Below are 26141 nucleotides of genomic sequence, written 5' to 3'. Positions count from 1 at the left end.
AACTTTTAATCATTTTAGTAGGACGACTAACAATGGCTTTAACTCACCTTCAGCAACTTGAAGCTGAAAGTATCAAAATCATGCGCGAAGTCGCCGCTGAGTTTGAGAACCCAGTAATGCTTTACTCTATTGGTAAAGATTCGTCGGTACTTTTGCACTTAGCGCGTAAAGCATTTTACCCTGCAAAAATTCCGTTTCCGTTATTGCACGTAGACACCAATTGGAAGTTTCGTGAAATGATTGAGTTTCGCGACCGTATAGCTAAAGAATACGGTTTTGACCTACTGGTACACAAGAATCCAGAAGGCATTGAAATGGGTGTAGGCCCGTTTACGCATGGCTCGGGTAAACATACCGACATAATGAAAACCCAAGGCTTAAAGCAAGCACTTAACAAATATGGTTTTGATGCTGCATTTGGTGGCGCACGCCGCGATGAAGAAAAATCACGCGCAAAAGAACGTGTTTACTCGTTCCGCGACAAACACCACCGTTGGGATCCTAAAAACCAACGTCCTGAGCTTTGGAACACTTATAACAGCCAAGTTAATCCGGGCGAAAGCATTCGTGTTTTCCCGTTATCTAACTGGACTGAGCTTGATATTTGGCAATACATTTACCAAGAAAACATCGACATGGTACCGCTTTACCTAGCAAAAGAGCGCCCTGTTGTTGATCGCGATGGCACCCTAATTATGGTTGACGATGAGCGTATGCCACTTAACGAGGGTGAAGTACCGCAAATGAAATCTGTACGTTTTCGTACATTAGGCTGCTACCCACTTACCGGTGCAGTTGAGTCAACAGCAAGTACTTTAACCGAAATTATTGAAGAAATGCTGCTATCTACGTCATCTGAACGTGAAGGTCGTGTTATTGACCATGATTCAGCAGGCTCAATGGAGAAGAAAAAACGTGAGGGGTATTTTTAATGTCTAGCCAAAATAACGATACATTTAACGAAGTAAAAGAAATAGGCATAGACGCCTACCTAGCACGTCAACAAGACAAAAGCTTATTGCGTATGCTTACGTGTGGCAGCGTAGATGACGGTAAATCAACATTGATTGGCCGCCTACTGCACGACAGCCACCAAATTTATGAAGATCAGCTAGCAGCCCTTCATAAAGATAACGAAAAAGTAGGTAACGCAGGTGAAGATCTTGACCTTGCTTTATTAGTTGATGGCCTACAAGCTGAGCGTGAGCAAGGCATTACCATTGACGTAGCGTACCGTTACTTTTCAACGGCTAAGCGTAAATTTATTATTGCCGACACACCTGGGCACGAGCAATACACGCGCAACATGGTAACGGGTGCATCAACAAGCGATGTCGCTATTATTTTGGTTGATGCGCGTTACGGCGTGCAAGTACAAACCAAGCGCCACAGCTTTATTTGTGACTCGCTTGGCATTAAGCAGTTTGTTGTTGCCGTTAATAAAATGGATATCGTTGATTTTGACGAAACCGTGTATGAAAAAATTAAGGCCGATTACCTTAAATTTGCTGAGCAACTTAACGTATCAAACATTAAGTTTGTACCTATGTCGGCGCTTAAAGGCGACAATGTAGTAACTCGCTCTGCTCATACACCGTATTACACCGACAAACCACTACTTGAATTACTAGAAGATTCGCCAGCAGCCGAAACAGATACAGGCTTTGAAGCGCGCCTACCAGTGCAATATGTAGTGCGTCCTAATTTAAACTTCCGTGGTTTTCAGGGCACACTTACATCGGGCAAGATACACGTAGGCGATGCAATAAAAGTATTACCGTCGGGTAAAACATCAAGCATTAAAGAAATTGTTACCTTTGATGGCAATTTAGATAGTGCACAAGCAGGCCAAGCAATTACCGTTACCCTAAATAACGAAATTGATATTAGCCGAGGCGACGTAATAGTACCTGCAAATTCAACGGCCGTTGTTACTAACCAGCTGCAAGCTAAAATTGTGTGGATGCATGAGTCGCCATTAGTGTTAGGTAAAAGCTATAACCTAAAGCTAGGCAGCAAAAACACTTCAGCTATTGTTACAAAAATTGATTACACAATTGATGTGAACACGCTTGAACATGGCACTAGCGACTCACTGCAGTTAAACGAAATTGCGATTGTAACACTTGAACTAACCGAAACTATTTTGGCAGACGAGTACCACAGCAATCACGAAACAGGCTCGTTTATACTAATCGATCGCTTATCAAACCTAACGGTTGCTGCGGGCATGATTGAACAAGTACTGCAAAGCCAAGCACAGCAAAGTAACTTTAGCGAATTTGAAGTTGAATTTAACAGCTTAGTACGCAAGCACTTTCCGCATTGGCAAGCGCTTGATATTTCTAAGTTATAAGTTAACTTTAGCCTGTTAGGAATTTAAAAGCATGGTAGAACAGCTCGTTTTAACAGGCATTATGCTTACCTTAGTCGGGTGCCTTTTTGGCACCCGTATTAATCCAGCATGGTTATTTGTAAGCGCAATTGGCACCAGCTACTTAGCAGGGCTAATCGATCTTGAAAGCATGTTGATTAATTATGCTAACCCGTCGCTTATCACCTTAGTACTATTGGTGTTAGTGTCGACCGCAATAGAAAAAACCACCCTAATTCAAAAGTTAGCGCAATCGCTATCTAAAGGTAGTTTAGTAAAATCGGTAACAAAATTGGGGTTATCAACCGCCTTTTTATCGTCGTTTACTAACAATACCGCCGTTGTTGCATCGCTTATTACCGCGATAAAAGACAACCCTAATCACTCCCCTTCAAAGCTATTATTACCGCTGTCGTACACTGCTATTTTGGGCGGCACTATTACGCTTATTGGTACATCAACCAACTTAATCGTCAATGGCTTTGCAGTTGATGCGGGCATGGAACCGCTGGGCTTTTTTGACTTTACCTTAGTGGGTTTAGGCGCGTTAAGCGTAGGCCTAATTACCATTTTAGTGATGCTTAAATACTTACCCGACAACGGTAAAAGCGACCAAGAAGTCGTGCCTTTTTACCTAGAAGGCAAAGTACAAGCAAACTCAAAATTAATAGGCCAGACCGTTGAAGAAAACGGCCTGCGTGATTTAAAAGACTTATTCCTCGCTGAAATCATTCGCGATGGCAGCCGCATTTGCGCAGTCACCCCGCAGCAAATTATTCAAAAAGATGACGTGCTGCTGTTTGTAGGTGACATAAAATCGGTGCCATTACTTACCCGTTTCGACGGCCTAAAAGTAGTGCACGAGAATCATCAAAAAGACATAGAACACTTAGTAGAAGTAGTAGTAAGTCAGTCTTCAAAATTTATTGGCAAAACCGTAAAAGAAGCCCGCTTTAGAGAGCAATTTCATGCTGCTGTTATTGCCATTCGCCGTGGTCACGACCGCTTACAAGGTGGCCTTGGGCAAGTGCAACTACAAGCTGGCGACTCACTTATACTCGCACCAGGCAAAAACTTTTACACCTTGCCTAACTTAAAGCGCGAATTTGTGTATATTTCAGGGTTTGACTTACAAGCCCACCTTGCACCTAAGCAATCAAATATTGTGCTACTGTGCTTTGCCGCAGTACTGGGTTTAAGTATTATTGGCATAGTGCCGCTGGTTAAAGGCTTATTAGTATTACTGATTGGCTTAATGCTCAGTGGCACCATAAAACTTAACGAAGTAAAACGCCGTTTTCCTATCGAGTTATTAGTGGTAGTAGGTAGTGCCATTGGCCTTGCCAAGTTAATGATAGGCACCGGACTTGCCGGGCAAATATCCGACGCCATGTTTATGGTACTTGGCGACTTTGGTCCTTACGGCGCATTTATTGCCATATTTTTAATGACCGTATTATTTACCGAGCTTATTACTAATAACGCAGCAGCTGCCTTGTCGTTCCCTGTTGCTTACTCGCTCGCGGTTGGTTTTAATGTAGATCCGCTACCGTTTATTATGGCGGTTGCCTTTGGCGCATCAGCCAGCTTTATATCGCCATTTGGGTATCAAACTAATCTAATGGTTTATAGCGCGGGTAACTATCGCTTAAAAGATTACGTAGTGATGGGCTTACCCCTTTCTATTATTTATTCAATCACGGTATTAACCTTGATCCCGCTGGTATTTCCGTTTTAATACCTGCGCTCACAGCATAAGAGACTCTCACTATGGATGAAAATATAGTTTGGCATAACTACGCAACGACAAAAGCACAGCGTAGTGAGCAAAAAAAACATAAGCCCGCTATTTTATGGTTTACCGGCTTTTCAGGCTCTGGCAAAAGTACTGTAGCAAACGCATTAGAAGCAGCGCTTAATCAGCAAGGTACGCACACTTACCTACTCGATGGCGACAACGTACGCCACGGTTTATGTAAAGACCTAGGCTTTAGCGACGAAGACCGCATTGAAAACATACGCCGCGTAGGCGAAACCGCTAAACTAATGACCGACGCTGGCTTGTTAGTACTTACTGCGTTTATATCGCCTTTTAGAGCGGAGCGCGATATGGTGCGCAGCCTAGTAGATGACGGCGAATTTATCGAAGTATTTATCGATACCCCACTTGATGTATGCGAAAGCCGCGATCCAAAAGGCTTATACAAAAAAGCCCGCGCAGGGGAGATAAAACACTTCACTGGTATCGATTCAAGCTACGAAGTGCCAAACAATCCAGAAATAATTTTAGATACAAGTAAAAACTCCCTAGACCAATCGGTTACACAACTGATAACGTATCTAAAACAAAAGCACATAATATAGGTTAACCCCATGAATCAAACCGAACTGCTAGAAGAAACCCTCATCCTTGCCCGCAAAGCAGGCCAAGCGATAATGGGAATTTACGAAAAGGACTTTAACGTTGAGTACAAAGCCGATGAAAGCCCCGTAACCGACGCCGATTTAGCAGCTCATAAACTGATTGTGGCAGGGCTTCAACAGCTTACACCCGACATTCCAATACTCAGTGAAGAAAACGCCGACATAAGCTGGGATGTACGCCAAACATGGAAAAGCTACTGGTTAGTTGACCCAATCGACGGCACTAAAGAATTTATTAAAAAGAACGGTGAATTTACCGTAAACATCGCCCTAATCAAAAACGGCATTCCTATTTTAGCCGTAGTAGATGCACCTGCCCTTGCCGTATCGTACTTAGCCGCCGAAGCCATTGGCGCATTTAAAGATAAAGGCGATGAGCGAATTGAGCTTAAGGTAACTACCAAACCTAACAAAGGGTTAATTCGAGTTGTAGGCAGCCGCTCGCACCCATCACCCGATTTAGCCGAGTTTGTAAAACGCTTTGACGAGGTTGAAATGGTGTCTAAAGGCAGCTCACTAAAACTGTGTTTAGTCGCTGAGGGCAGCGCCGATATTTACCCACGCTTAGGTCCAACTTGCGAATGGGATACCGGAGCAGGCCATGCAATCGCTGAAATAGCCGGTGCTAAAGTCACTAAGCTTGATGGCAGCCCGCTTATTTACAACACCAAAGATGAGTATTTAAATCCGTATTTTATTGTAAGTGCGATAGAAGAGTAAGCACTAAGAGCTTCGAGCTGTTAACTACTAGCAGTTCGATGAACACCTAAACCCCGTAGGTTGGGTTGAGTGGAACGAAACCCAACTTATATATGCTTTTCACATCCACTTTTTTCAGCATATGAAATTATGTTTAACCTACAAATAATAGTTTTTATATTAATCCTCTATAAACTTTTTACGGGCTTTAATCATATTGAACCCCTTTAAGAATTTCATCTAGTACTGATACTGGTATATCTAAGAAGTTTTTATAATGGCGAGCATGAATATTTATTGTGTGGAAATCAGCATATAAATTATAAGCAGCATTAGGATCGATAATATTTGAGAACTGCTGTGGCACAAGGCATGCCTTTGCATTACCTTCTATTATCACTTTTACTTCCTTCTTTAAACTAGCCTTACCCAACTTATAGTATAGAGGCCAAATTAATGTTGCCGCCTCTTCTCCATTAATAGTGCTTAGCCTTGTTACTAAGGAAATCATGTCCTTAACATTATTTTCTTCAAACTTAACCTCCAACCCATCATCACCAAATAATCTTTTACTAAAACAATAGCTAAATAATTGACTTGAAAGGTCACCTTCAAGCACTTTGATTAAATTACAACTATCACTAGAGAAAGAATTAAAGTCTGTCGTAGCTAAAAATATATCGCCTAAGTTGTATAAAAATCTTGAGCGCCTTAATTCATCTCGCTCTTCAGTGCTCATCGTTGCAAACCGCTTTAATATAGATGGAAAGATATTTCTAAGATTAGCTTTAAAAGTCGGACAATTAATTAATTCAGAAGTAAGCTCTCGAACATTATGGCTTTGAAGCCAATTTTTAGCAAAAATATCTGCACTAGCATTATTTTCAATATATAGGCTTTTTAAAATAGGTTGCTGTTTCAACCAATTTTTGGGTAGTTTTTCAAGTTCAATCAACGATAAAGAATTTAAATATTTTGTATTAGAACGGCCTATTGACTGCGTACTCACCGAGATAGGGTCAAGTAATTTACTTGTAGGAACCTTTTCCCCCACCTCAAACTCTTTATCGTCTAGAGCACCGTAGTTAGTAATCATTTTAACATTCAGTAAAACGTCGAAAAAATTTATAAGGTTTAAATCAACAGAGCCGTCTACCCTTTTTGAAATTGCTTCGATCACCGAGGTTAAGTCATTTTGAGAATTAAGCCCTGCTTCATCCAACTGGTTCAAATATAGTGAGTAATTTCTAAATTTTGACTCTTTTAAAGCCACTAACATTATTGTGGCTAATAGGTTAACCTCTCCATTTATCTCACTTTGATTCCAAGCGGCATCGACTCTTCTGATAATTTTTTTCAATAAACGAACAGAGTAAATTATACCTGTTAGAGCTATAACCTCTCGTTTAAAAAAAGCATCCGAAAACTGATTATAATCCTCGATCCAACTTTTATCTTTTATAGGATATACAAAAGGTGGCTTTGAATTTTCAGTATTACCATATCCACTGCTATAAAGTGTGATTACACCATTTGAAACAGCTTTATTTATCGATAAAAATATAAACTCCTTTAGCTTTCCAGAAATACTACTAATTAAAATATCTTCTCTATAATCAGTAGCTTTTGAGATTACTTCAGCAGCTGCATCACTTTCATTACCCATCGCGACAATAAAATTTATATGACCCAAACTTCGTTTTTTTAGCCTATCAAGCAACGCAGCTATATCATTTAGACGCTTTTCATTTTCATCGCCCGTACCACGATCTACATCTTGCAGGGTAATGAGTAATTTATGGTTGGTGACTTTAAGAACGTCATTAAGCTTTTGAAAACTTCCCTCAATATCAACAGGGCCTGCGAGTAACGTAGATACAAACTGAAATACACTACCACCCGACTTTAGGGCTTCAGTATAATGTTTAGGTAACGCACGAAAGGCACACATATCAATATACTGACTTATATCGTCGATAATATGGCTCAATACAACATGCGCAACACTGCCGCTTGCAGCGCCCCATGTTGATATATCACTATGTATCCAAATACTCTCTTTTTGAGAGTTTTTTGCTAAACCATTCACAATACTTTCGACGATACTGCTTTTCCCGCAACCATAAGGTCCGCAAAGGGCTATATGTTGTGCTAACTCTTTATCACCGCCTTTTTGTAGCCGCTCGGTAATGCGCATGGCGTAAACCTGTAAATCGGGTTCTAATTCCTCTATGCTTTTAATAGTCGAATCATCTTTGAACCATTCTCTAAAGTGCTCTAAAGTTTTTAGTTCAGGCATTTCTTTAGCTTCAGACGGTTCACCTTCAGACATGAAACCCTGCTGTTTACTCTGCTTATATTCATTACACAATAAGTAAATCGCTAAAATTAAATAACTAGCAGCTAGGTACATAAAGACATTAAAGGCAGGCGCCATATCGCCTAGGCTGACTGCAAAAACTATGTAAATTAAACTAAGAGTGACTAATACAGCAGTAAAAATTGGCTTTTGGGTATAGAGCTTTGTCTGATAAATGACAGTTATGAGCATGCCAATAAACGTAAGTGCTAGGTATTTTAAGCTCATAAGACTTTGCGCGTATAATCCAGCTTCATCAAATTTTGGTGCTGTGCTTAGCATGTAAAAAGCAGTTATAAACAATGACGCCAATACAGCCATAGTCACTGGCGGATATCGCCAGCTGAATCCAATACTGCGTTTGGGGTGCGATATATAAAACTTATCAAGCAGGAGCTTTATGCCAATACCCGCTAAAAATGCGCTGCTGTAATGCAAAACCGGATTGGCATTTAAAATAGCGCCCAAACTTGAATATGCTTTTTGTACAAAACCGACTTTGCTTAAAAATACGGTAATTGTTGCAGCGGTAATTGCACACAATAAAAGAGAAAGACAACGCGTGGCTGTAATGGGGAGTGTTTTAACTTGCGACAACTTAATATCCTTATCAATACGTTACCTTGCCAGTGTATATCAATTGAATATTATTGGATAAGCAAGTTTAAGAAATAAAGTCGCCTCTTGCCTTTACCACTCGAATGACGCTATGGCTTATTGGGTTTCACTTCGCTCTACCCAACTTACGTTTTGATATAAAAATGAAGTTTTATTACTTTAGGTCTTGTTTTGAGTTTAGGGCGAAAGTCAAAAAAGAATGTACCGACCCTATTCCTTCTACAACCCTTAACGATTTTGCTGGGCGATAAAAGCAAGCGAGTGTTGATTAAATAAGTCTGGGCGTTCCACATTACAAACATGGCCGCAATGGTGAATAGTTTGCAGTACGCTATTTTTATGACGCTTAACCATTTCTTTAACAGGGCCAAGGAACATGTGATCTTCTTTGCCCATAATGTACAGAATGGGAATATCGATGTCTTTTTCTTTGAAATATTGCATTAAAGGATTTACGTCCATGGCTAATTTAAACCATTTTATAAACTCTTTTTGGCACAAGCGTTTTGCCTCACGAACAAACAAAAGTCGAGATTCTTTATGACGCTTTTTCGGCATCATAATAAAAGCAAATAAGCGATACAGCCACATATAAGGCAGGAAGTGTTTAAAAGTATTACCTAAATAAACCAATGTATTACTGCGAGTATTAAAACGAGTAACCGCTCCACCTAGCACCATGCTAGAAACATATTGTGGCGCAATTTCAGCAATATTTCGAATAATAATTGTGCCCAATGAAATGCCAACAAAGTGTGCGCTGGTGATATTGTTATGATCTAACACATCGATAATGTCTTTAGAGACATTATTAAACGAATAATTATTATCAACAAAGTTTTGTACTAAGTTATTCGATTTACCGTGACCACGAAGATCAAGCAACAATACATTATATTCTTTTTTATAAGCCTTAAGCTGACGAAACCAAATTGCCGAACTACCACCTGCTCCATGGACAAATACAACCCATGTTTTACTGGTTTCGTGCACAAAAATAGTATGGAAAAGAATGTCTTTACTCATTGCAGTTAGTGGCCTATTTACTTCGTTTGGCGTATTCAATTGTAGGAAGTATAACGGAGTTTAGAAAAAATCTCTTATGAAGTTCTGATCAATGCCTTCTACTTAACAGCTTTTGGGAGCAAATTTTGATTTTAAATGAAAACCAATAAAAATGACCTTCCCCTGTTTTTACGTTATGAAAACCGCCTATCTTGGCTTTGCTGCTCGCGTGACGCTATAGCGTGTTGGGTTTCGCTGCGCTCTAACCAACCTACTCTAAAATTATAATGTGGTGTTGTCATTTAAGGCTTTTGCTCACTTTTACACCGCTGTTTAGTATTCATGACACTTACCCTGCAATTGAGCCTAATTAATTAGCCTGCAAGCCCCCTCAAAACATGAAATTTTCAGCTAAAAACTATACCCTTCGGCGCAGTTATTATTTAAATAATGGATGAGCACACACACATGACAACATCTCAAGATGCAACGCTTTCAAATGCATCACCAAACACACACACAAATTCAAGCAAAAATTCAAATACAAAAACTAAATGGAACCTGCACGATACGCAGTGGACATTAAGTTTATTTGGTACCGCCGTTGGTGCGGGTATTTTATTTTTACCTATTAACATTGGTATTGGCGGTTTTTGGCCGTTAATTATTATGGCGTGTTTAGCGTTCCCAATGACCTTTTTTGCGCACCGTGGATTAGCGCGCTTTGTACTTTCATCAAAAAATAAAGATGCCGATTTTACCGATGTAGTTGAAGAGCATTTTGGTGTGACTGCAGGCCGGTTAATTTCCTTGTTGTACTTTTTATCTATATTCCCAATTTTGCTTATTTACGGTGTAGGTTTAACCAATACCGTTGATAGTTTTATGGTTAATCAAATGGGGATGGAATCACCTTCTCGCGTGCTACTTTCGGGTGTATTAGTTGCAGGTATGATTAGCTTAATGATGGGCGGCGAGCGCTTAATGCTACGTGCCTTTGCTATTTTAGTGTATCCGCTTGTGGGCATATTGTTCTTTTTATCACTTTATTTAATCCCTAGCTGGCAAATGCCAGATATGACGGTGCCTGAAATAGGCAGCTTTGGTAAAACGTTGTGGTTATCGATTCCTATTATTGTGTTTTCGTTTAGCCACGCAGCGGCTATCTCAAGCTTTGTAAATGTGCAACGCGGTCATTACGGCGAACAAGCTACACGTAAGTCTGAGGCGATTTTAAAGCGCACTAGCTTGCTACTTATTACTTTCGTACTGTTATTTGTGTTCTCTTGCGTGCTGTCGCTTACAGGCGAGCAAATGGCAGCAGCTAAAGCGGCTAACGTATCGGTTTTATCCTACCTTGCTAATATTACTGATAACTCGTTTATTGCCACACTTGGGCCACTTGTTGCCTTTATTGCTATTACATCGTCGTTTTTGGGTCATTTTTTAGGTGCACGCGAAAGCTTTACAGGATTAGTAACTAAACAAACAGGCTTAAGCGCTGGCGTTACCGATAAAATTGGTGTGTTAATCATGTTTTTAGCTATTTGGTTTTGTGCTGTTAAAAACCCAAGTATTTTAGACATGATGGATCAGTTATCGGGCCCTATCATTGCGATGATTTTATTCATTATGCCAATGATTGCAGTTTATAAAGTACCTGCACTTAATAAATACCGAAATCGCTTTAGCACGCTATTTATATTAGCGGTTGGCTCGCTTGCTGTATTTGCACTTTTATACAGCATGCTTAAGTAATAAAGCTGTTTATACAAAGCCCGGTTACTTTTTAGCTGGGCTTTTTTGTGTGCTGTTTATCTCAAATTGTTTTTTTATAGTCACTCTTCAGGCATGTTATAAATTAACTAGCCTAAAAATAAAACAATTATGCACTTTACTAAACAACTCCTACTTTACGTAAGCTTGCTAACTACGCTTGTTTTAAGCCTCTTTGTTAAAGCCGATGACGCTCCCACTATTTTATCGATGAAAGAGCGCGCTGCGTTTATAGATAAAATAACTGAGCTTAGAGTTAATACCTTAATGCCCTCGTTAATGAAGCAGCACAACACTGATATGTGGCTACTTATAAGTCGTGAATATAACGAAGATCCAATATTAAAAACAATGCTGCCTGCAACATGGCTTTCAGCCAGACGCACCACTATTTTGCTATTTGCACTTAATAAACAAGGTGGTGTTGATGCTTACGCTATTGCGCCTTATAAAATAGGTAACGTATTTAAAAAAGGGTGGGATAAGCAAACACAACCTAGCCAGTGGCTGGCACTCAATACGCTTATTGAGCAATACAAACCTCGCAACATTGCGCTTAATACTTCTACCGACTGGGCACATGCCGATGGCCTTGTGCTAGGCGATTACAAAACCTTAATGGCCAACTTGCCCGCCACTTATCACAATAAAATAATTTCTGCAGAGCCGCTTGGTGTTGCGTGGTTAGAACAACGCATTCCTGAAGAAGTTGAAATGTATAAACATATTGTCGCTATTGCCCATCATATTATTGCAGAGGGGTTTTCGGGTAAAACAATTACGGTGGGTAAAACAACTAGCGATGACTTGGTATGGTGGTTTAGAGAGCGCTTAAAAGAGCTCAAACTACAAACATGGTTTCACCCGAGTATTGCTATTCAACGCGCCGATGCGAAGCCGTTTAATCATGAAGAAAGCTTTACCAATGGCTACGATGATAACGTTATACAAGCCGGTGACTTACTTCATGTAGATTTTGGGATTACTTATTTACGCTTAAATACCGACACGCAGCAGCATGCGTATGTGCTCAAAGAAAACGAAACGAGTGCGCCTAGTTACTTAGTTGAAGCACTAAAAAGCGGTAATAAACTCCAAGATATATTTACCAATCAATTTGCGGTAGGTAAAACCGGTAATGAGGTTTTAGCTGCAGCACGAAAAGCCGCTATTGATCAGGGATTAAAACCCACTATTTATACTCATCCTATTGGCTATCATGGCCACGCTGCTGGCACTACATTAGGTATGTGGGATTCTCAGCAAGGTGTACCGGGAGATGGTGACTATCCGCTACATTTAAATACGGCTTACTCAATTGAGCTTAACAATGCTGTGTTTATAAAACAGTGGAATAAAGAAATAAGAATAATGCTAGAGGAAGATGCTATTTTTGATAAAAGCGGTGTCTGGTATTTAAATGGCCGACAAACACAGCTATTGCTTGTAAAATAAAGCATAAATAAATGGCGCTCACTGAGCGCCATTTTTAATTTAATTCGTTGCTATTATTCTGTATCTGGCAGGTTACGGCCATAGAATATTTCTTGCATTTCACGGGTCAGTTTTGAGCGAATTTCGTCTTCTTCGCCCTCTGATAAATCTGCCGTAGAAAGGCCGAACAAATACGTATTTAGATCGGTTTCTTTTAACATCATTTTGGTATGGAACAGGTTTTCTTGATACACGTTCACGTCCATCATTTGGTACGCTTCTTTTGTATCTTCTGTCATGAAGTTTTGAATCGAGCTAATAGCATGATCAATGTAGTGCTTAACACCGTTTATGTCGCGGGTAAAACCACGAACGCGGTAGTCAATTGTTACTACGTCTGATTCAAGGCTATGAATTAAGAAGTTTAACGCTTTAAGTGGCGAAATAATGCCACAAGTAGACACTTCAATATCAGCACGGAATGTACAAATACCATCATCAGGGTGAGCTTCTGGGTATGTGTGTACACAAATGTGGCTTTTATCTAGGTGCGCAACAACTGAATCAGGTAATGGGCCTGGTGCTTCGTCAGCATCGTAATTTTGCTGCTCTTCTACTGGTTCTTCTGAAACCAAAATAGTTACACTTGCGCCTTGCGGTTCATAATCTTGGCGCGCTACATTTAAAATGTTAGCACCAATAATATCAACAACTTCACCTAAAATGTCGGTTAGTCTATCTGCACTGTACTGCTCATCGATATATTCAATATATTCTTTACGTTGTTGCTCGGTCTTTGCGTAACAAATATCATAAATACTAAAGCTTAAACTTTTGGTTAAATTGTTAAAGCCATGAAGTTTAAGTTTATCGAAGGGTTTGTTCATAATAAACCAACCTATAAATTAGTGGGTTCTGCACCTGCAGAATGAAAAGTTCGCGGATTTTATACGAATTTCCCTCGTGGAAAAAGCGTTATTTTGCTTGATCTTGCACAACTTCGTGGCTATGCGTAATTTCTACTGTTTTATCAAGCATTAATGCAACTGAGCAATACTTTTCAGCAGAGAGTGAAACGGCGCGTGCAAGGTGCTTTTCAGACACATTATTGCCTTTAACAACAAAGTGTAAGTTGATTTTGGTAAACACACGTGGGGCTGTTTCGGCGCGCTCTGCACTTAGTTGTACTTGTACATCTGAAAAATCTTGTTTGGCTTTTTTTAAAATACTAACCACATCAACTGATGAACAACAGCCAACTGACATTAAAACCATTTCCATTGGGCTTGGTGCTGCACTATCGCTGCCGCCATCAAACACAACATTGTGGTTAGAATTAGAACGACCAATAAACGTATCGCCTTCAACCCATTTTACATTTGCTTGCATTGTTATATCTCAAAAAAATATTTTCTTGATTGTAAGCAAGTTAGCCGTAGTTGCAAATGAAAATGCAACGCAGGGCTATAAAATGACTAAGATTGTTGCGTTAAAGCGCTATCAAAGAGGTTTTTTACTAAACCTGCAAATTCGTCTATAAAGGCATGCTGTTCAACCGTGACAGGCTGTGAGGTGATGCTGCTGAGGACTTCTTCTAAATCGTAAACTATGCCATCAACTTCACGTACAATTTGACTACGCTGCTCTGTGTTGAGGTTTGTGTGCTGCTCGCAAATAAGCATCACATTTTGTGCAATAACGTCTTCGATTAATTCCATTACTGTTGGGGCACCTGGTTTTATTTCGCCTGGCTTCTCAAACAATGCTAAATTTTGAGTTAGATACATGATCAAATCATCGTACCCTTGCCTATCTAAAACCATTTTTGTACCACCTTTGTATAATTAATTATTTTTGATTTAAGCAGAAAGCGCTGTTGATTGCTAGCTTTGCGCGTTAGCAATACAAAAAAAGCAGCCGAAGCTGCTTTTATAATAATTAAGTAGTATTACTACTTAATCTATTTTTAAGCCTGGGCTAAGTGTTGCTGGCATCGCTACTTTTTCAAGCTCTACCGAAGCAACTGGGTATGCACAGTAATCAGCTGCATAATACGCGCTTGCTCTGTGGTTGCCCGATGCACCAATACCACCAAACGGTGCTGCGCTAGATGCGCCAGTAATTGGGCGATTCCAGTTAACAATACCTGCACGAATACGACGTAAGAAGTGGTCGTAATCTGCTGCACTATCACTTAATAAACCAGCCGATAAACCAAAGGTTGTATCGTTTGCTTTATCAATGGCTTGGTCAAAGTCGTCAAAGCGGAATACTTTTAAAAGTGGTCCAAAATGCTCTTCATCTGGGAAGTCACTAATATTTGTACACTCAATAATACCTGGTGTTACAAAGCCGGTATTGGCTGTGTGCTCAAGCTCTACTAATACTTCACCACCAAGCTCAACAAGCTCGTTTTGCGCTTTAACCATGCCTGCTGCTGCAGCTGATGAGATCATAGAACCCATAAATGGCTGGTCTGCATCGTCATAGTTACCTACTTTAATCGCTTTAGTTGCAGTGATAAGGCGCTCTAAAATCACATCGCCTTTGCTACCAGTTGGTAAAAATAGTTTACGTGCACACGTACAACGCTGGCCACTTGAGATAAACGCTGATTGAATAATATCGTGTACAACGGCTTTAGTGTCTTCAACGTCAGTAATAATAAGTGGATTATTACCACCCATTTCTAGCGCTAAAATTTTACCCGGTTGACCCGCAAACTGTTCATGTAAAATATGACCAGTGCGCGAAGAACCCGTAAAGAACAAGCCATCAATACCTTTGTGAGCAGCAAGGGCTTTACCCGTTTCTACTTCACCTTGTACAAGGTTAATGACACCTGCTGGTAAACCTGCTTTTTCCCACAGCTTAAGCGTAAGCTCAGCTACTTTAGGAGTAAGTTCAGACGGTTTAAACACAACCGTGTTACCTGCTAAAAGCGCTGGCACAATGTGGCCATTAGGTAAGTGACCCGGAAAGTTATACGGACCAAATACGGCTACAACACCATGTGGCTTATGACGAATCATCGCACGGCCAAGTGGCATTGCGTTTTCTACGTCGCCAGTGCGCTCTAAAAATGCTTTTTCAGAAATGGCAATTTTACCAACCATAGCACCGGCTTCTGTGCGAGTTTCCCACAATGGCTTACCTGTTTCTTGTGCAATAGTAATAGCGAGCTCTTCGCTGTTTTCTTTTAATTGCGCTGCGAATGCTTTAATTATTTCTAAACGCTCAGTAAAGCTTTTATCAGCCCATGCATAAAACGCTTCGCGCGCTGCATTTACTGCGGTGTCTACTTGCGCCGCAGTTGCCGATGAAGCCTGCCAAATAACGTCGTTATTTGCTGGGTTTACTGAATTAAATTCTGTGCCTTGGCCTTGTGACCATTGACCATTTATAAATTGTGCAGGATGAGTCATATACTTTCTCCTAAATTAAACTGGGGTTGCGCTAACAATATCGCCAGCTTGCAAATGCAGTGCATCTGCTATTTCTTGCGATAAAATAAGGCTTTTAGCTCGATCGTCAAACGACATTGGCGCAACAGTCGCTCTAAAGTCATTAAGCTTTTCGTTAGCTAGTAACACCATGGTGTCGCCAGTCATTTGGCCTATTTCAACTTTAAAGTTATGCGCATTACGAATAGTCGCAATGTTATCTACTTTGGCTTCAACAGTTGGGCCCGCGTCAAAAATATCTACGTAGCCATTAAACGTAAAGCCTTCGCTTTTTAATAATTCAATTGCTGGGCGTGTATTGTCGTGTACCTTACCTATTACAGCTTGCGCATCTTTACTTAGCAAATTTACGTAAATTGGATATTTAGGCATTAGTTCAGCAATGAAAACCTTTTGGCCAATACCTGTTAGGTAATCGGCTGTTGGAAAATCCATTGAGAAAAAATGCTCTTCAAGCCACTGCCAAAAAGGGCTACTGCCGTTTTCGTCAGACACACCGCGCATTTCTGCTATTACTGTTTGTGCAAAACGCTCTTGATGCTGCTTTATAAACATAAAGCGCGCTTTGGAAAGTAGTTTACCGTTACAATTTTTACGATAACCATCTTTTAAAAACAATGTGCAAAGCTCTGTAGCACCTGTGTAGTCGTTACATAGCGTTAGAATATCAACCGCTTTGTATACGTCTAATGTGCGCGAAGAGTGAATCACTTTACTTAAGTGATAATGATAAAATGCATCATCAAGCCCTACCGCCGCTTCAATTGCAGACGTTCCTACAACGTCACCGGTTTCGCTATCTTCAAGAACAAACAGGTAGCCTTCGTCACCAGGTTGTGACGTTTGTTTAGCAAAAGAGCTTACTGAATGGTCGATCTTTTTTTGCAATAGTTCTTCGTTTAATGGCAAAGACGTAAAACCATGCCCTGATTCGTGGGCAATTTTCAGTAATGCTGAATAATCATTTTGCTGGATTGGGCGAAGGATCATCATGAGTCCGCTTGCTCCCTTATAAATAACGGTAAATAGGAATTGCAGGGCAAGCAGTGCTTGCCCTTAATTGGTTGGCTTAAGTCGCTTATGCGTTTACTACGCTTGCTACTGCTTTTTCAAAGCGTGCCATACCTTCGCGAATGTCCGCTTCAGGAATTACTAAAGATGGAGTGAAACGTATTACGTCTGCACCAGCAACTAATGACATAAGGCCTTGCTCAGTACCCGCCACTAAAAACTCTTTTGCACGACCTTTATATTGCTCGTTCACTACTGCACCAATTAATAAACCTTGGCCACGGATTTCGCTAAATACGTTGTATTTTTCGTTAACCGCAGTCAGTAGTTCATTAAATAATGCTGCTTTAGCTTTTACGCCAGCAAGTACTTCTGGGGTATTTACTGTATCAAATGCAGCTTCTGCAACAGCACACGCAAGCGGGTTGCCGCCATAAGTAGAACCATGAGTACCTACTTTAAGATGCTGTGCAATTTCAGTTGTTGTGATCATAGCGCCAATAGGGAAACCGCCGCCAAGTGCTTTAGCTGAAGTTAAAATATCAGGTACTATGTTTAAGCCTTGGTATGCGTATAAATCGCCAGTACGGCCAACACCTGTTTGAACTTCATCAAAAATAAGCAGTGCGTTATGTTTAGTACATAAATCGCGAACGCCTTGAGCAAACTCGTCAGTCGGCGAAACAATACCGCCTTCACCTTGTAGAGGTTCCATCATTACGGCACATGTTTTGTCGCTAATAAGCGCTTCAAAAGCAGCTAGGTCGTTGTAATCACAATGTACAATGTCGCCAGGCTTAGGACCAAAACCATCTGAATAGGCAGCTTGGCCGCCAACAGTTACGGTAAAGAATGTACGACCGTGGAAACCTTTGTTGAACGCGATAATTTGTGATTTTTCTGCGCCAAACTTATCAAGTGCAAAACGACGCGCTAATTTAAGCGCTGCTTCGTTTGCTTCTGCGCCAGAGTTGGCAAAGTAAACTTTTTCAGCAAATGTCGCATCAACCATTTTTTTAGCTAGGCGAAGTGCCGGCTCATTGGTCATTACATTTGATAGATGCCAGATTTTTTCGCCTTGCTCTTTTAATGCGCCTACTAATGCAGGGTGGCAATGGCCAAGACAGTTAACTGCAATACCACCAGCAAAGTCGATAAACTCTCGACCTTCTTGATCCCATACGCGAGAACCTTCGCCTCGAACAGGAATTACGCTTGAAGGTGCGTAGTTAGGAACCATTACGTGATCAAATAATTCGCGATTGACTGTCATTTTATTTCCTCTTAATTGTGAGCAACACAAAACATCAAAATAGGTGTTTGGTTAATATTTGTAACCAACTTTATAGGCAAGATCAGTAACCTGATAATTGCGCAAAATTGCTTTGTGGTTCAATTTTCAGACGCACATTATTTCAGAATTACTTATATCTGTCTCGTTAAAAACTTTCATGTATCCCTTGAAAATAAAGGGCTAAAGATATTATTTCATAGATAGTGAATAACTATTTGCATAACTATTTATGCTTATTTTTAGGCAACTAACCGCATGAGCACCGAGGCGCGGACGCTTTAATCGGCAAATATGCAATATAACAATAGAGTGAGAATGAATGGTTAGTCGCAAAAAAATTAACAAAAAATTCAGATTTTTAGTCAATTTGAATAGCTAAATTGGTAAAATTACTCGATTGGAGGGTTTTTAGTTCCGTTTTAGTGAACTTAAAGTACGAAAACCAGCTTAGAGTTTCATCAGGCTCAATAAGTTGATGCTCTTTTAAATTAAGATATTGAGAGTAGCAACGTGCCTTTAGCATTACTTCTGTTAATGGCAGTAATGTATCGCCTTTATCTACCCCATTTACTAGCTGCTGCATGACACCTTTAAACGGTAAATATTTAAAAGCCATTTTGTCTATTACTTTGGCGCTTACTTCTATCGACTTATTGCTAAGTAGAGTGGTTAAAAATAGCGGGTCGGGCTGTAGCTCTAATAATGCGGTGTGTAAATCTTTTTGGTTTTCATTTCGGGCTAACTGCACTTTGCGTTGCCATACTTTCTCAAACGTTTTTAAGTACAAGCGCACTAATGCAATTCGCCCTACATCTAAAAGCATTCCAAGGGTAAATGCATGGACGTCATTCACATTATTAATTTGTGCAATTTTTTGCGCAGCAATCGCGTTTGCCATCGCGCTGTCGCGTAGCCGGCGTTTTAATAATGAAAATGGTTCGGTGCTATGTGGCATCCAATGACGCGCTGCAAATGTAGGAATAACTAGCTGTAAGTTATCAAGGCCAATATAACGAAGGGCAAGCGATGGTTTATCTACTTTTACAGACGTGTTTTTACTACGCTGATTACGATAGTAAGGTAAATTAACAAGCGTTACTAACTCTCTACCCAACCAGCTTATATCATTAACTAGTGGCTCTAAACGCCCTACCGATGCCGACTTTACAGCTAATATATCGAGTATATTGGCAATGCCATCTTCAATACCTATGGTGCTATGAATTACGCCATCTATATCTTCAAGCTGCTTATATATAGCTGTTTCAATTGTTTTGTGCAGTTGCTCACTCGCTTGAGCGCGGTACTTATGATGTGCAGTACTGCTTTGCTGGCGCTTATTCTGTGCGGCCACTTCAACCTGAAGCAAGGTACGTTGCTTCATGGGTTCGCCGTAATCTATATCTAATGTATGGATGAAACCAATTTGCTGATGCGCAAAGCTGTGCCCAAGCAATAAGTCATGAGCCCGTTGGCTTAGTATTTTGGCAGTACGCTGTTGCGCTACAAGTTCAGTCATGACATCCATTAATAAAGTATTAAATGCTCTGTGTATTATAACATTAGAAGCGAGTTAAAAAGTTATCAAGCAGTTCTAAGCCTTGATCAGTTAGAATAGCTTCGGGGTGAAACTGCACACCTTCGATTGCTAGTTCTTTATGAAGTAACCCCATAATTTCGTCAAACTCGCCTTGCTCAGTCTGAGTCCATGCGGTTACTTCAAGTTCTTTAGGTAGAGTTTGCTCTTTAACCACTAAAGAATGATAGCGACATACTGTTAACGGGTTAGCTAAGCCTTTAAACACCCCTTTATTAGTATGAACTATGGGTGATGTTTTACCGTGCATTACTTTTTTAGCACGAACTACATCTCCTCCTAAAGCTTGCGCGATAGTTTGATGCCCCAAGCAAATCCCTAAAATAGGATATTGCCCTTTTAGTTGCTCAACAACATTTAGTGAAATACCCGCTTCGTTAGGGGTGCATGGCCCTGGCGATAACACGATGTGCTGCGGGTTTAACTGTTTTATTTGTGCAATGCTTAGCTCGTCATTACGTTTCACTAAAACGTCTTGATCTAAACGCTGAAAATATTGCACTAAGTTGTAAGTAAACGAATCGTAGTTATCGATCATTAACAGCATTACACAACAAACCTTATAAATTATTGACCACTTACTTCACACAAGTGGTACTAAGCGCTGCATTCTACCACTATTAATTAGTCAACATAAATTAGCAAAAAGCGTTAAAAATTAACTCTTTTTGCTAAAAGCTCTTTAAAGTCTCTAGTGGGTACTGGTTTACTTAACCCGAACTCTGCTTAAGAGATTTATTAACGTATTAAATCATGATGATATTTAAATTTATTTTCTCTAGCCAGAGATACCTTGCAGCTTGAGCAATAATATCGAGCTATAAGCTTTTCGCGAGTAGTTAACACTCCTATTTAGGCTGTATACCCCAACAATAAATTATTGACCCTAAAGTACGTGCGTTTATTGATCGCTCTATTAAATACTTTGGTGAAATGCCTTACTGAGCAAAATAAACAGATTGTTTGCTCTACATCAAATTAGCGGCTCAATGGTTGAATTATATCTATGTAAGCCCCAGTGTATTATATGAAAGGCAGTAATTCACTTATACAACTCACTTACTTGTGAGCTCATTTATATCCTATTAAGGAGCGAATATGTTAGGCGAAGACCACTCATTAACAAATGACTTTCCAGAGTACTTAAAGACCATTGCCGAGTTAAATGAAAGCGATACTGAATTTGCAAAAAAAGCAGATAAGTACGACAAGCTAGATAAAGAGATTAGAGTATTAGAGCTCAAAGATGCGCCCATAAGCGATGAGCAAATGCATCAACTAAAACACGAACGTACAGAACTAAAAGATTGGCTATACGAACGCTTGCAGCAAGAGCAGTAATGCAACTAAAAAAAAGAGCTCACTGATGAGGTGAGCTCTTTAGATCAACAATGGGTATTTTCTCTAAAACTTTACAAAGCCACCCACAGGTTTCATAAATACACTGCTTGGGCCTGCAAAGGTTTGTGCAAACTCTTTTGATAGTTGACTAAATACCGTTACTTTATCCATATCAACTACGCTTAAAAATAGTGGGCCACTTTCGCCCCAACCAGCAAGATGCGCTTTAGCAGCATCTTCATCTTGGTAACGCTCGTAAATATGTACACTGCGTTTGTCTTCACTTACTGTCCACTCATACATTAAAGTGCCCGCTTCACTTTTAGCCAAAGTAACTAATCGCGCCATTACCAGTAAAAACTCATCGTATTTACCTTCTTTAATTTGGCCTTGTACTGTCCAGGTAACATGATTTTTCATTATGCTTTGCCTAATTTAAGCTGTGCTAAAATACTGTCTAACGTATCTACTAGTTGTTGATTTTTAGCATTATCAAGTGCATCAACATGAGGAGGCGCAAAGCGTCCTGTATCGTTATCAAAATACAGGCCTGCGGCATCTTTAAATTCATCACTAAGCGCTGCGCGACAAAAAATATTTGCGCCAATTTTTAAATCCCCACCATCTATACCGTAAGCGTCTTTTACCATTTTGCTTCCCAGTAACGATTTAGGGTTTACCGATACAACTAATGGCCCAGTATCTTTAAGCTCAAGCCCTAAATGACGCGACCACATAGTAATAGCCAATTTACTTTGTGCATAAGCCGCACTATCAGAAAGTTCAGTGTTACCTATAAGTGCATTTAAGTTAACGCTTAATTGCGCAGCTGATGACACATTAACCACTCGCGAATCATGACCAAGGACAGGTAACAATAGTTTTGTAAGAAGATATGGCGCAATCGTGTTTACAACAAAGCGAGCATAAAGGCCGTCAATTGTTGTAGCATCAACTAATTGATAAACGCCTGCATTATTAATAAGTACGTCAAGCTGGTTATTATTTTCGGCCAAATCGGCTAATACATTTTTTGCCAAAGTTTGAACTTGGCTCATATCGCTTAAATCAGCAATATAAGTATGTGTACTTGCATTTGGGTATTGCTCGGTTAAAGCTACTTGTAGCGCATTTAGCTTTGCTTGGCTGCGGCCATGTAATAATACGGTGTGACCTTGTGCTAATAACATCTTTGCCGTTTCTAGCCCAATGCCATCGGTTGCGCCGGTAAGTAAAATTGTTTTGTTCATGTTGATCTCTCCTTACTTTATTTTCGCTATATTAGCACCCCGACTTACTGCTGATAATTAGGCCAATAGTTGAATCAGTTTATAGAATTAATTGATAAAGCTAAGCCTATGTTAGTTAATATAAAAGCATTCCTTTAAAAGGCAGGTAAATGTTTAAGCTGAATGTTTTTTATGCTTTTATTTGAATTACCCAGCAATCATAACTATTGTTTTTAAACCCCCTTAATAGTAGTATTTATCATATAAATACACTTTTCGAGAAATAACATGAGAGTTTTAGTTACTGGCGGCATGGGTTACATAGGTAGCCACACATGTATTGCATTGCATGAAGCAGGTATTACGCCTGTTATTTATGATAACTTGTCTAATGCAAGTGCGCGGGTACTTGACCAACTCGAAAAGATTACAGGTACTCGGTTTGAGTTTATATTGGGTGACATTCAAGACGAGCAACAATTTAAACTCGCCCTAAAACATACTAAAGCCGAAGCTGTTTTTCACTTTGCGGCTTTAAAAGCCGTTGGCGAATCAACTGAGCAACCACTGCGTTATTATCAAAATAATGTGTCGGGCACATTAAGCATGTTACAAAACATGCAAGATGAAGGCGTTAACCATATTATATTTAGCTCATCGGCTACGGTGTACGGCGAGCCAGACTACCTCCCTATTGACGAAAAGCATCCTATACGCGCAACTAACCCTTATGGTTGGACTAAAGTCATGGTTGAACAAGCCATGCAAGACGTATGTAATGCCAACAGTCAATTTATGGGTATTGCGCTTCGTTACTTTAACCCAGTAGGTGCACACCCAAGTGGTTTATTAGGTGAAAGCCCTAATGGTATTCCTAATAACTTAATGCCATTTATTGCTCAAACTGCAGTAGGTAAACGCGACGTGGTTAATATTTTTGGTGACGACTACGACACCGAAGACGGTACAGGCGTGCGCGACTATATTCATGTTTTAGATTTAGCTAAAGGTCATGTTGCGGCATTTATGCAGCATAAAACAGATACCGCCTTTCATGCTTACAACTTAGGCACAGGGCAAGGTTATTCTGTGCTTGATATGATCAACGCATTTAGCGCATCAGCCAATAAAGATATTCCGTATAAGATTGCGCCGCGCCGAGCAGGTGATATTGCCTGTAACTACGCCGATGCCACAAAAGCGCAAAACACACTTAACTGGCACGCAGAACTAACACTTAGCGACATGACAAACGACACATGGCGCTGGCAAACTAATTACCCAAGTGGGTTGGAGAGTTAACATGGCTTTATTAGAAAGTACTCACAGACGTAAAAATCCGCTAACGGGTCGTTGGGTATTAGTGTCACCACATCGTAATAACCGCCCATGGTTAGGCGCAACAGAAGCCGTTAACGAAAACGTATTACCAAAACACGATGACAGCTGCCCACTTTGCCCAAGTAATACCCGTGCAAATGGCGACAGTAACCCTGATTACAAATACACACACGTATTTAGAAATGACTTTGGCGCATTAACGCCTAATGCCAGCGAGCAATTACAAAGCTTAGAGTCAGACAGCGATTTATTTATTGCCGACGAAGCCAGTGGCGAATGCCGCGTAATTTGTTTTTCTCCAGAGCATAATAAAACACTACCAGAGCTTAGCCAAAACGCATTGCACGAAGTAGTAAAAACCTGGAAACAAAATTATACAGAGCTTGCACAGCAGTACGAATGTGTACAAGTTTTTGAAAATAAAGGCGAGATCATGGGTTGTTCGCAACCTCATCCTCACGGCCAAGTATGGGCTCACTCGCATTTATCAACCGAAATAGAAGCCGAAGATAACCAGCAGCTTGCCTATTATAAAAAGCATGGCACAGCCATGCTTGCCGATTACGCGCAAAAAGAGCAAGCAGATCAAACACGTGTTGTATTTGAAAACGAACATTGGCTTGTTGTTGTGCCATTTTGGGCAGCGTGGCCGTTTGAAACAATGCTAGTAACTAAAGATAACATTCAAAACTTTAGCCAGCTAAACGATGCGCAAACCGACTCTTTGGCTCAGGCACTTAAAGTATTAACCACTAAGTACGACAACGTATTTAATTGCAGCTTCCCATACTCAATGGGATGGCATAATGCACCTGCTAATAGAAGCTCTGATGAGCAACATTGGCGTTTGCATGCACACTTTTATCCGCCGCTACTTCGCTCTGCTACTGTTAAAAAACACATGGTAGGCTACGAAATGCTAGGCGAAAGCCAACGCGATTTAAGCGCAGAAACCGCTGCTTCTATTTTAAAAGCAGCCAGTACAACACACTATAAAGATACAGCAGGACACACAGATGAAGCTTAACGAATTCCAACAACAATTTTTGTCACTGTATGGCGCGCCTGCTCAAGGTATTGCTGCAGCACCGGGGCGTGTAAACCTCATTGGCGAATTTACCGACTACAACGACGGTTTTGTTTTACCGTGTTCGTTAGAGTTTCGTACCCAAGTAATGTTTAAAGAGCGCGACGACAATATTATTACTGTGCATTCTTTAAATTACCCAGGCGAAAAAGACAGCTTTAGTGTTGATGAAGAAATCACTGAAGGCCAGTCGCAATGGGGTAACTACATTCGTGCTGTGACTTATGCTCTTAAAAGAGCGGGCTACACACTGCGTGGCGCCGATCTACTAATTGACAGTAACTTACCGCAAGGTAGTGGCTTGTCATCATCGGCAGCACTAGAAGTTGCAGTTGGCGGTATGTTTAACCATATTGCACAGCTTGGTTTACCGCCAGAGCAAATTGCGCTATTTGGCCAAGAAGCCGAAAATGACTTTATGCATTGCCAATGCGGCATTATGGATCAGCTTATTTCAGCTAAAGGCGAGAACGGTCATGCACTATTAATCGACTGTGAAAACTTAGCAACCAAATCAGTTAAAGTTCCTGATGATTTAAATATTGTTATTGTTAACTCTAACTACCCGCGTAAGTTGGTTGATAGCGAGTACAACCAGCGCCGCATTGACTGCGAACAAGCTGCTGTAAAAATGGGTGTAGAAACACTTCGCCAAGCCACCATGGCTGGCCTGCAAGCAGTAAAAGCAACATTAAGCGAAAACGAATATAAACGTGCACACCACGTAATTAGCGAAAACGACCGTGTAATTGCAGCAACAACTGCACTACAAAATAATGATATGGATGCACTTCGTACGCTAATGGCAGCATCGCACCAATCACTTAAACACGATTTTGAAGTAACCGTACCTGCAACCGATGGCCTAGTAGAAATTTGTAAAGAAGCGATGGGCGATCGCGGCGCAGTACGTATGACAGGGGGTGGTTTTGGTGGTGCTATTGTATGTTTATGTCGTGATGCGGAAGTACCTCTTATTAAAGCAACGGTTGAGCAGCACTACTTTGAACGCTTTAACTTAAATGCTGATATTTATGTATGTTCAGCGGGCTCAGGATTACAAATTACGTCTTTTTAAATAAAACTAA

General features: G+C 40.4%; 23 protein-coding genes. 11 read left to right on the top strand and 12 right to left on the bottom strand.

The window, feature by feature from the left end; translation table 11 throughout:
• Positions 1 to 32: 32 nt before the first annotated feature.
• The 5 genes from cysD to cysQ are packed head-to-tail and all read left to right on the top strand — an operon-like array spanning position 33 to position 5518.
• On the top strand, positions 33 to 932 hold the full coding sequence (cysD, locus tag GQR39_RS12455; RefSeq protein WP_008133447.1) for a sulfate adenylyltransferase subunit CysD: 900 nt from the start codon (positions 33 to 35) through the stop codon (positions 930 to 932).
• Positions 932 to 2356 carry a sulfate adenylyltransferase subunit CysN gene (gene cysN / locus GQR39_RS12450; RefSeq protein WP_008133446.1) on the top strand — a complete coding sequence of 475 codons (1425 nt, stop codon included), beginning with the start codon at positions 932 to 934 and terminating at the stop codon, positions 2354 to 2356. The genes cysD and cysN overlap by 1 nt, the downstream gene beginning before the upstream one ends.
• A 31-nt stretch (positions 2357 to 2387) precedes the next feature.
• Positions 2388 to 4112, top strand: coding sequence for an SLC13 family permease (locus tag GQR39_RS12445; RefSeq protein ID WP_165735756.1), 1725 nt, complete (start codon positions 2388 to 2390; stop codon positions 4110 to 4112).
• A 32-nt stretch (positions 4113 to 4144) separates the two neighbouring features.
• Positions 4145 to 4738 carry an adenylyl-sulfate kinase gene (gene cysC / locus GQR39_RS12440; protein WP_101164433.1) on the top strand — a complete coding sequence of 198 codons (594 nt, stop codon included), beginning with the start codon at positions 4145 to 4147 and terminating at the stop codon, positions 4736 to 4738.
• 9 nt (positions 4739 to 4747) lie between these two features.
• Positions 4748 to 5518 carry a 3'(2'),5'-bisphosphate nucleotidase CysQ gene (cysQ, locus tag GQR39_RS12435; protein WP_165735755.1) on the top strand — a complete coding sequence of 257 codons (771 nt, stop codon included), beginning with the start codon at positions 4748 to 4750 and terminating at the stop codon, positions 5516 to 5518.
• Between the two features lie 187 nt (positions 5519 to 5705).
• Here the strand turns inward: cysQ and GQR39_RS12430 are convergent, their stop codons facing one another.
• On the bottom strand, positions 5706 to 8453 hold the full coding sequence (locus tag GQR39_RS12430; RefSeq protein WP_165735754.1) for a hypothetical protein: 2748 nt from the start codon (positions 8451 to 8453) through the stop codon (positions 5706 to 5708).
• 249 nt (positions 8454 to 8702) lie between these two features.
• Positions 8703 to 9500, bottom strand: coding sequence for an alpha/beta hydrolase (locus GQR39_RS12425; protein WP_165735753.1), 798 nt, complete (start codon positions 9498 to 9500; stop codon positions 8703 to 8705).
• 447 nt (positions 9501 to 9947) lie between these two features.
• On the opposite strand from GQR39_RS12425, the gene GQR39_RS12420 reads away from it, so the two are divergent.
• Both GQR39_RS12420 and GQR39_RS12415 read left to right on the top strand, forming a co-directional pair.
• Entirely contained in the window at positions 9948 to 11237 is a 1290-nt protein-coding gene (locus GQR39_RS12420) for an aromatic amino acid transport family protein (protein ID WP_007580094.1), read from the top strand.
• A gap of 129 nt (positions 11238 to 11366) precedes the next feature.
• Entirely contained in the window at positions 11367 to 12710 is a 1344-nt protein-coding gene (locus GQR39_RS12415; protein WP_165735752.1) for a M24 family metallopeptidase, read from the top strand.
• Between the two features lie 53 nt (positions 12711 to 12763).
• Here GQR39_RS12415 and speD read toward each other — a convergent pair whose 3' ends face one another.
• From speD to GQR39_RS12375, 8 genes are all read right to left on the bottom strand, one after another.
• Entirely contained in the window at positions 12764 to 13576 is an 813-nt protein-coding gene (speD, locus tag GQR39_RS12410) for an adenosylmethionine decarboxylase (protein ID WP_007376266.1), read from the bottom strand.
• An 88-nt stretch (positions 13577 to 13664) separates the two neighbouring features.
• Positions 13665 to 14078 carry an OsmC family protein gene (locus tag GQR39_RS12405; RefSeq protein ID WP_002958863.1) on the bottom strand — a complete coding sequence of 138 codons (414 nt, stop codon included), beginning with the start codon at positions 14076 to 14078 and terminating at the stop codon, positions 13665 to 13667.
• Between the two features lie 86 nt (positions 14079 to 14164).
• On the bottom strand, positions 14165 to 14512 hold the full coding sequence (locus GQR39_RS12400; RefSeq protein ID WP_007580087.1) for a DUF3802 family protein: 348 nt from the start codon (positions 14510 to 14512) through the stop codon (positions 14165 to 14167).
• Between the two features lie 132 nt (positions 14513 to 14644).
• Positions 14645 to 16114, bottom strand: coding sequence for a succinylglutamate-semialdehyde dehydrogenase (gene astD / locus GQR39_RS12395; RefSeq protein WP_007580085.1), 1470 nt, complete (start codon positions 16112 to 16114; stop codon positions 14645 to 14647).
• A gap of 15 nt (positions 16115 to 16129) precedes the next feature.
• Entirely contained in the window at positions 16130 to 17146 is a 1017-nt protein-coding gene (gene astA / locus GQR39_RS12390; protein WP_165735751.1) for an arginine N-succinyltransferase, read from the bottom strand.
• 85 nt (positions 17147 to 17231) lie between these two features.
• A complete protein-coding gene (locus GQR39_RS12385) occupies positions 17232 to 18437 on the bottom strand; it encodes an aspartate aminotransferase family protein (RefSeq protein ID WP_024600070.1) in 1206 nt (401 codons plus the stop codon).
• A gap of 379 nt (positions 18438 to 18816) precedes the next feature.
• Positions 18817 to 19977, bottom strand: coding sequence for an HDOD domain-containing protein (locus GQR39_RS12380; protein ID WP_024593401.1), 1161 nt, complete (start codon positions 19975 to 19977; stop codon positions 18817 to 18819).
• A 43-nt stretch (positions 19978 to 20020) separates the two neighbouring features.
• On the bottom strand, positions 20021 to 20602 hold the full coding sequence (locus GQR39_RS12375) for an aminodeoxychorismate/anthranilate synthase component II (protein WP_165735750.1): 582 nt from the start codon (positions 20600 to 20602) through the stop codon (positions 20021 to 20023).
• Positions 20603 to 21153: 551 nt separating this feature from the next.
• Here GQR39_RS12375 and GQR39_RS12370 point away from each other — a divergent pair.
• Positions 21154 to 21396 (top strand): YdcH family protein, encoded by a 243-nt coding sequence (locus tag GQR39_RS12370; protein WP_007580070.1) that lies wholly within the window; start codon positions 21154 to 21156, stop codon positions 21394 to 21396.
• Positions 21397 to 21459: 63 nt separating this feature from the next.
• Here GQR39_RS12370 and GQR39_RS12365 read toward each other — a convergent pair whose 3' ends face one another.
• Both GQR39_RS12365 and GQR39_RS12360 read right to left on the bottom strand, forming a co-directional pair.
• Positions 21460 to 21816 carry an antibiotic biosynthesis monooxygenase gene (locus tag GQR39_RS12365; protein WP_165735749.1) on the bottom strand — a complete coding sequence of 119 codons (357 nt, stop codon included), beginning with the start codon at positions 21814 to 21816 and terminating at the stop codon, positions 21460 to 21462.
• Positions 21816 to 22646, bottom strand: coding sequence for an SDR family NAD(P)-dependent oxidoreductase (locus tag GQR39_RS12360; protein ID WP_165735748.1), 831 nt, complete (start codon positions 22644 to 22646; stop codon positions 21816 to 21818). Before GQR39_RS12360 ends, GQR39_RS12365 begins: the two co-directional genes overlap by 1 nt.
• Before the next feature lie 267 nt (positions 22647 to 22913).
• Here GQR39_RS12360 and galE point away from each other — a divergent pair, with 267 nt between their 5' ends.
• Genes galE through galK form a run of 3 tightly spaced genes read left to right on the top strand, consistent with a single transcriptional unit; the run spans position 22914 to position 26131 of the window.
• Positions 22914 to 23927 carry a UDP-glucose 4-epimerase GalE gene (gene galE / locus GQR39_RS12355; protein WP_165735747.1) on the top strand — a complete coding sequence of 338 codons (1014 nt, stop codon included), beginning with the start codon at positions 22914 to 22916 and terminating at the stop codon, positions 23925 to 23927.
• A 1-nt stretch (position 23928) separates the two neighbouring features.
• A complete protein-coding gene (locus tag GQR39_RS12350; RefSeq protein ID WP_010555021.1) occupies positions 23929 to 24993 on the top strand; it encodes a UDP-glucose--hexose-1-phosphate uridylyltransferase in 1065 nt (354 codons plus the stop codon).
• A complete protein-coding gene (gene galK / locus GQR39_RS12345; RefSeq protein ID WP_165735746.1) occupies positions 24983 to 26131 on the top strand; it encodes a galactokinase in 1149 nt (382 codons plus the stop codon). Before GQR39_RS12350 ends, galK begins: the two co-directional genes overlap by 11 nt.
• The last annotated feature ends 10 nt before the right edge of the window (positions 26132 to 26141 follow it).

The organism is Pseudoalteromonas sp. C8 (genome assembly GCF_011378685.1).
Taxonomy (GTDB): domain Bacteria; phylum Pseudomonadota; class Gammaproteobacteria; order Enterobacterales; family Alteromonadaceae; genus Pseudoalteromonas; species Pseudoalteromonas arctica.
Note: the sequence above shows the minus strand (reverse complement) of the source record. Positions and strands in the feature narration are given on the sequence as shown.

What these genes read in the sequence shown, in the direction of transcription:
- cysD (WP_008133447.1), top strand. Translation starts at nt 33, where the DNA reads ATGGCTTTAACTCACCTTCAGCAACTTGAAGCTGAAAGTATCAAAATC.
- cysN (WP_008133446.1), top strand. Translation starts at nt 932, where the DNA reads ATGTCTAGCCAAAATAACGATACATTTAACGAAGTAAAAGAAATAGGC.
- GQR39_RS12445 (WP_165735756.1), top strand. Translation starts at nt 2,388, where the DNA reads ATGGTAGAACAGCTCGTTTTAACAGGCATTATGCTTACCTTAGTCGGG.
- cysC (WP_101164433.1), top strand. Translation starts at nt 4,145, where the DNA reads ATGGATGAAAATATAGTTTGGCATAACTACGCAACGACAAAAGCACAG.
- cysQ (WP_165735755.1), top strand. Translation starts at nt 4,748, where the DNA reads ATGAATCAAACCGAACTGCTAGAAGAAACCCTCATCCTTGCCCGCAAA.
- GQR39_RS12425 (WP_165735753.1), bottom strand. Translation starts at nt 9,500, where the DNA reads ATGAGTAAAGACATTCTTTTCCATACTATTTTTGTGCACGAAACCAGT.
- GQR39_RS12420 (WP_007580094.1), top strand. Translation starts at nt 9,948, where the DNA reads ATGACAACATCTCAAGATGCAACGCTTTCAAATGCATCACCAAACACA.
- GQR39_RS12415 (WP_165735752.1), top strand. Translation starts at nt 11,367, where the DNA reads ATGCACTTTACTAAACAACTCCTACTTTACGTAAGCTTGCTAACTACG.
- speD (WP_007376266.1), bottom strand. Translation starts at nt 13,576, where the DNA reads ATGAACAAACCCTTCGATAAACTTAAACTTCATGGCTTTAACAATTTA.
- GQR39_RS12405 (WP_002958863.1), bottom strand. Translation starts at nt 14,078, where the DNA reads ATGCAAGCAAATGTAAAATGGGTTGAAGGCGATACGTTTATTGGTCGT.
- GQR39_RS12400 (WP_007580087.1), bottom strand. Translation starts at nt 14,512, where the DNA reads ATGGTTTTAGATAGGCAAGGGTACGATGATTTGATCATGTATCTAACT.
- astD (WP_007580085.1), bottom strand. Translation starts at nt 16,114, where the DNA reads ATGACTCATCCTGCACAATTTATAAATGGTCAATGGTCACAAGGCCAA.
- astA (WP_165735751.1), bottom strand. Translation starts at nt 17,146, where the DNA reads ATGATGATCCTTCGCCCAATCCAGCAAAATGATTATTCAGCATTACTG.
- GQR39_RS12385 (WP_024600070.1), bottom strand. Translation starts at nt 18,437, where the DNA reads ATGACAGTCAATCGCGAATTATTTGATCACGTAATGGTTCCTAACTAC.
- GQR39_RS12380 (WP_024593401.1), bottom strand. Translation starts at nt 19,977, where the DNA reads ATGACTGAACTTGTAGCGCAACAGCGTACTGCCAAAATACTAAGCCAA.
- GQR39_RS12375 (WP_165735750.1), bottom strand. Translation starts at nt 20,602, where the DNA reads ATGCTGTTAATGATCGATAACTACGATTCGTTTACTTACAACTTAGTG.
- GQR39_RS12370 (WP_007580070.1), top strand. Translation starts at nt 21,154, where the DNA reads ATGTTAGGCGAAGACCACTCATTAACAAATGACTTTCCAGAGTACTTA.
- GQR39_RS12365 (WP_165735749.1), bottom strand. Translation starts at nt 21,816, where the DNA reads ATGAAAAATCATGTTACCTGGACAGTACAAGGCCAAATTAAAGAAGGT.
- GQR39_RS12360 (WP_165735748.1), bottom strand. Translation starts at nt 22,646, where the DNA reads ATGAACAAAACAATTTTACTTACCGGCGCAACCGATGGCATTGGGCTA.
- galE (WP_165735747.1), top strand. Translation starts at nt 22,914, where the DNA reads ATGAGAGTTTTAGTTACTGGCGGCATGGGTTACATAGGTAGCCACACA.
- GQR39_RS12350 (WP_010555021.1), top strand. Translation starts at nt 23,929, where the DNA reads ATGGCTTTATTAGAAAGTACTCACAGACGTAAAAATCCGCTAACGGGT.
- galK (WP_165735746.1), top strand. Translation starts at nt 24,983, where the DNA reads ATGAAGCTTAACGAATTCCAACAACAATTTTTGTCACTGTATGGCGCG.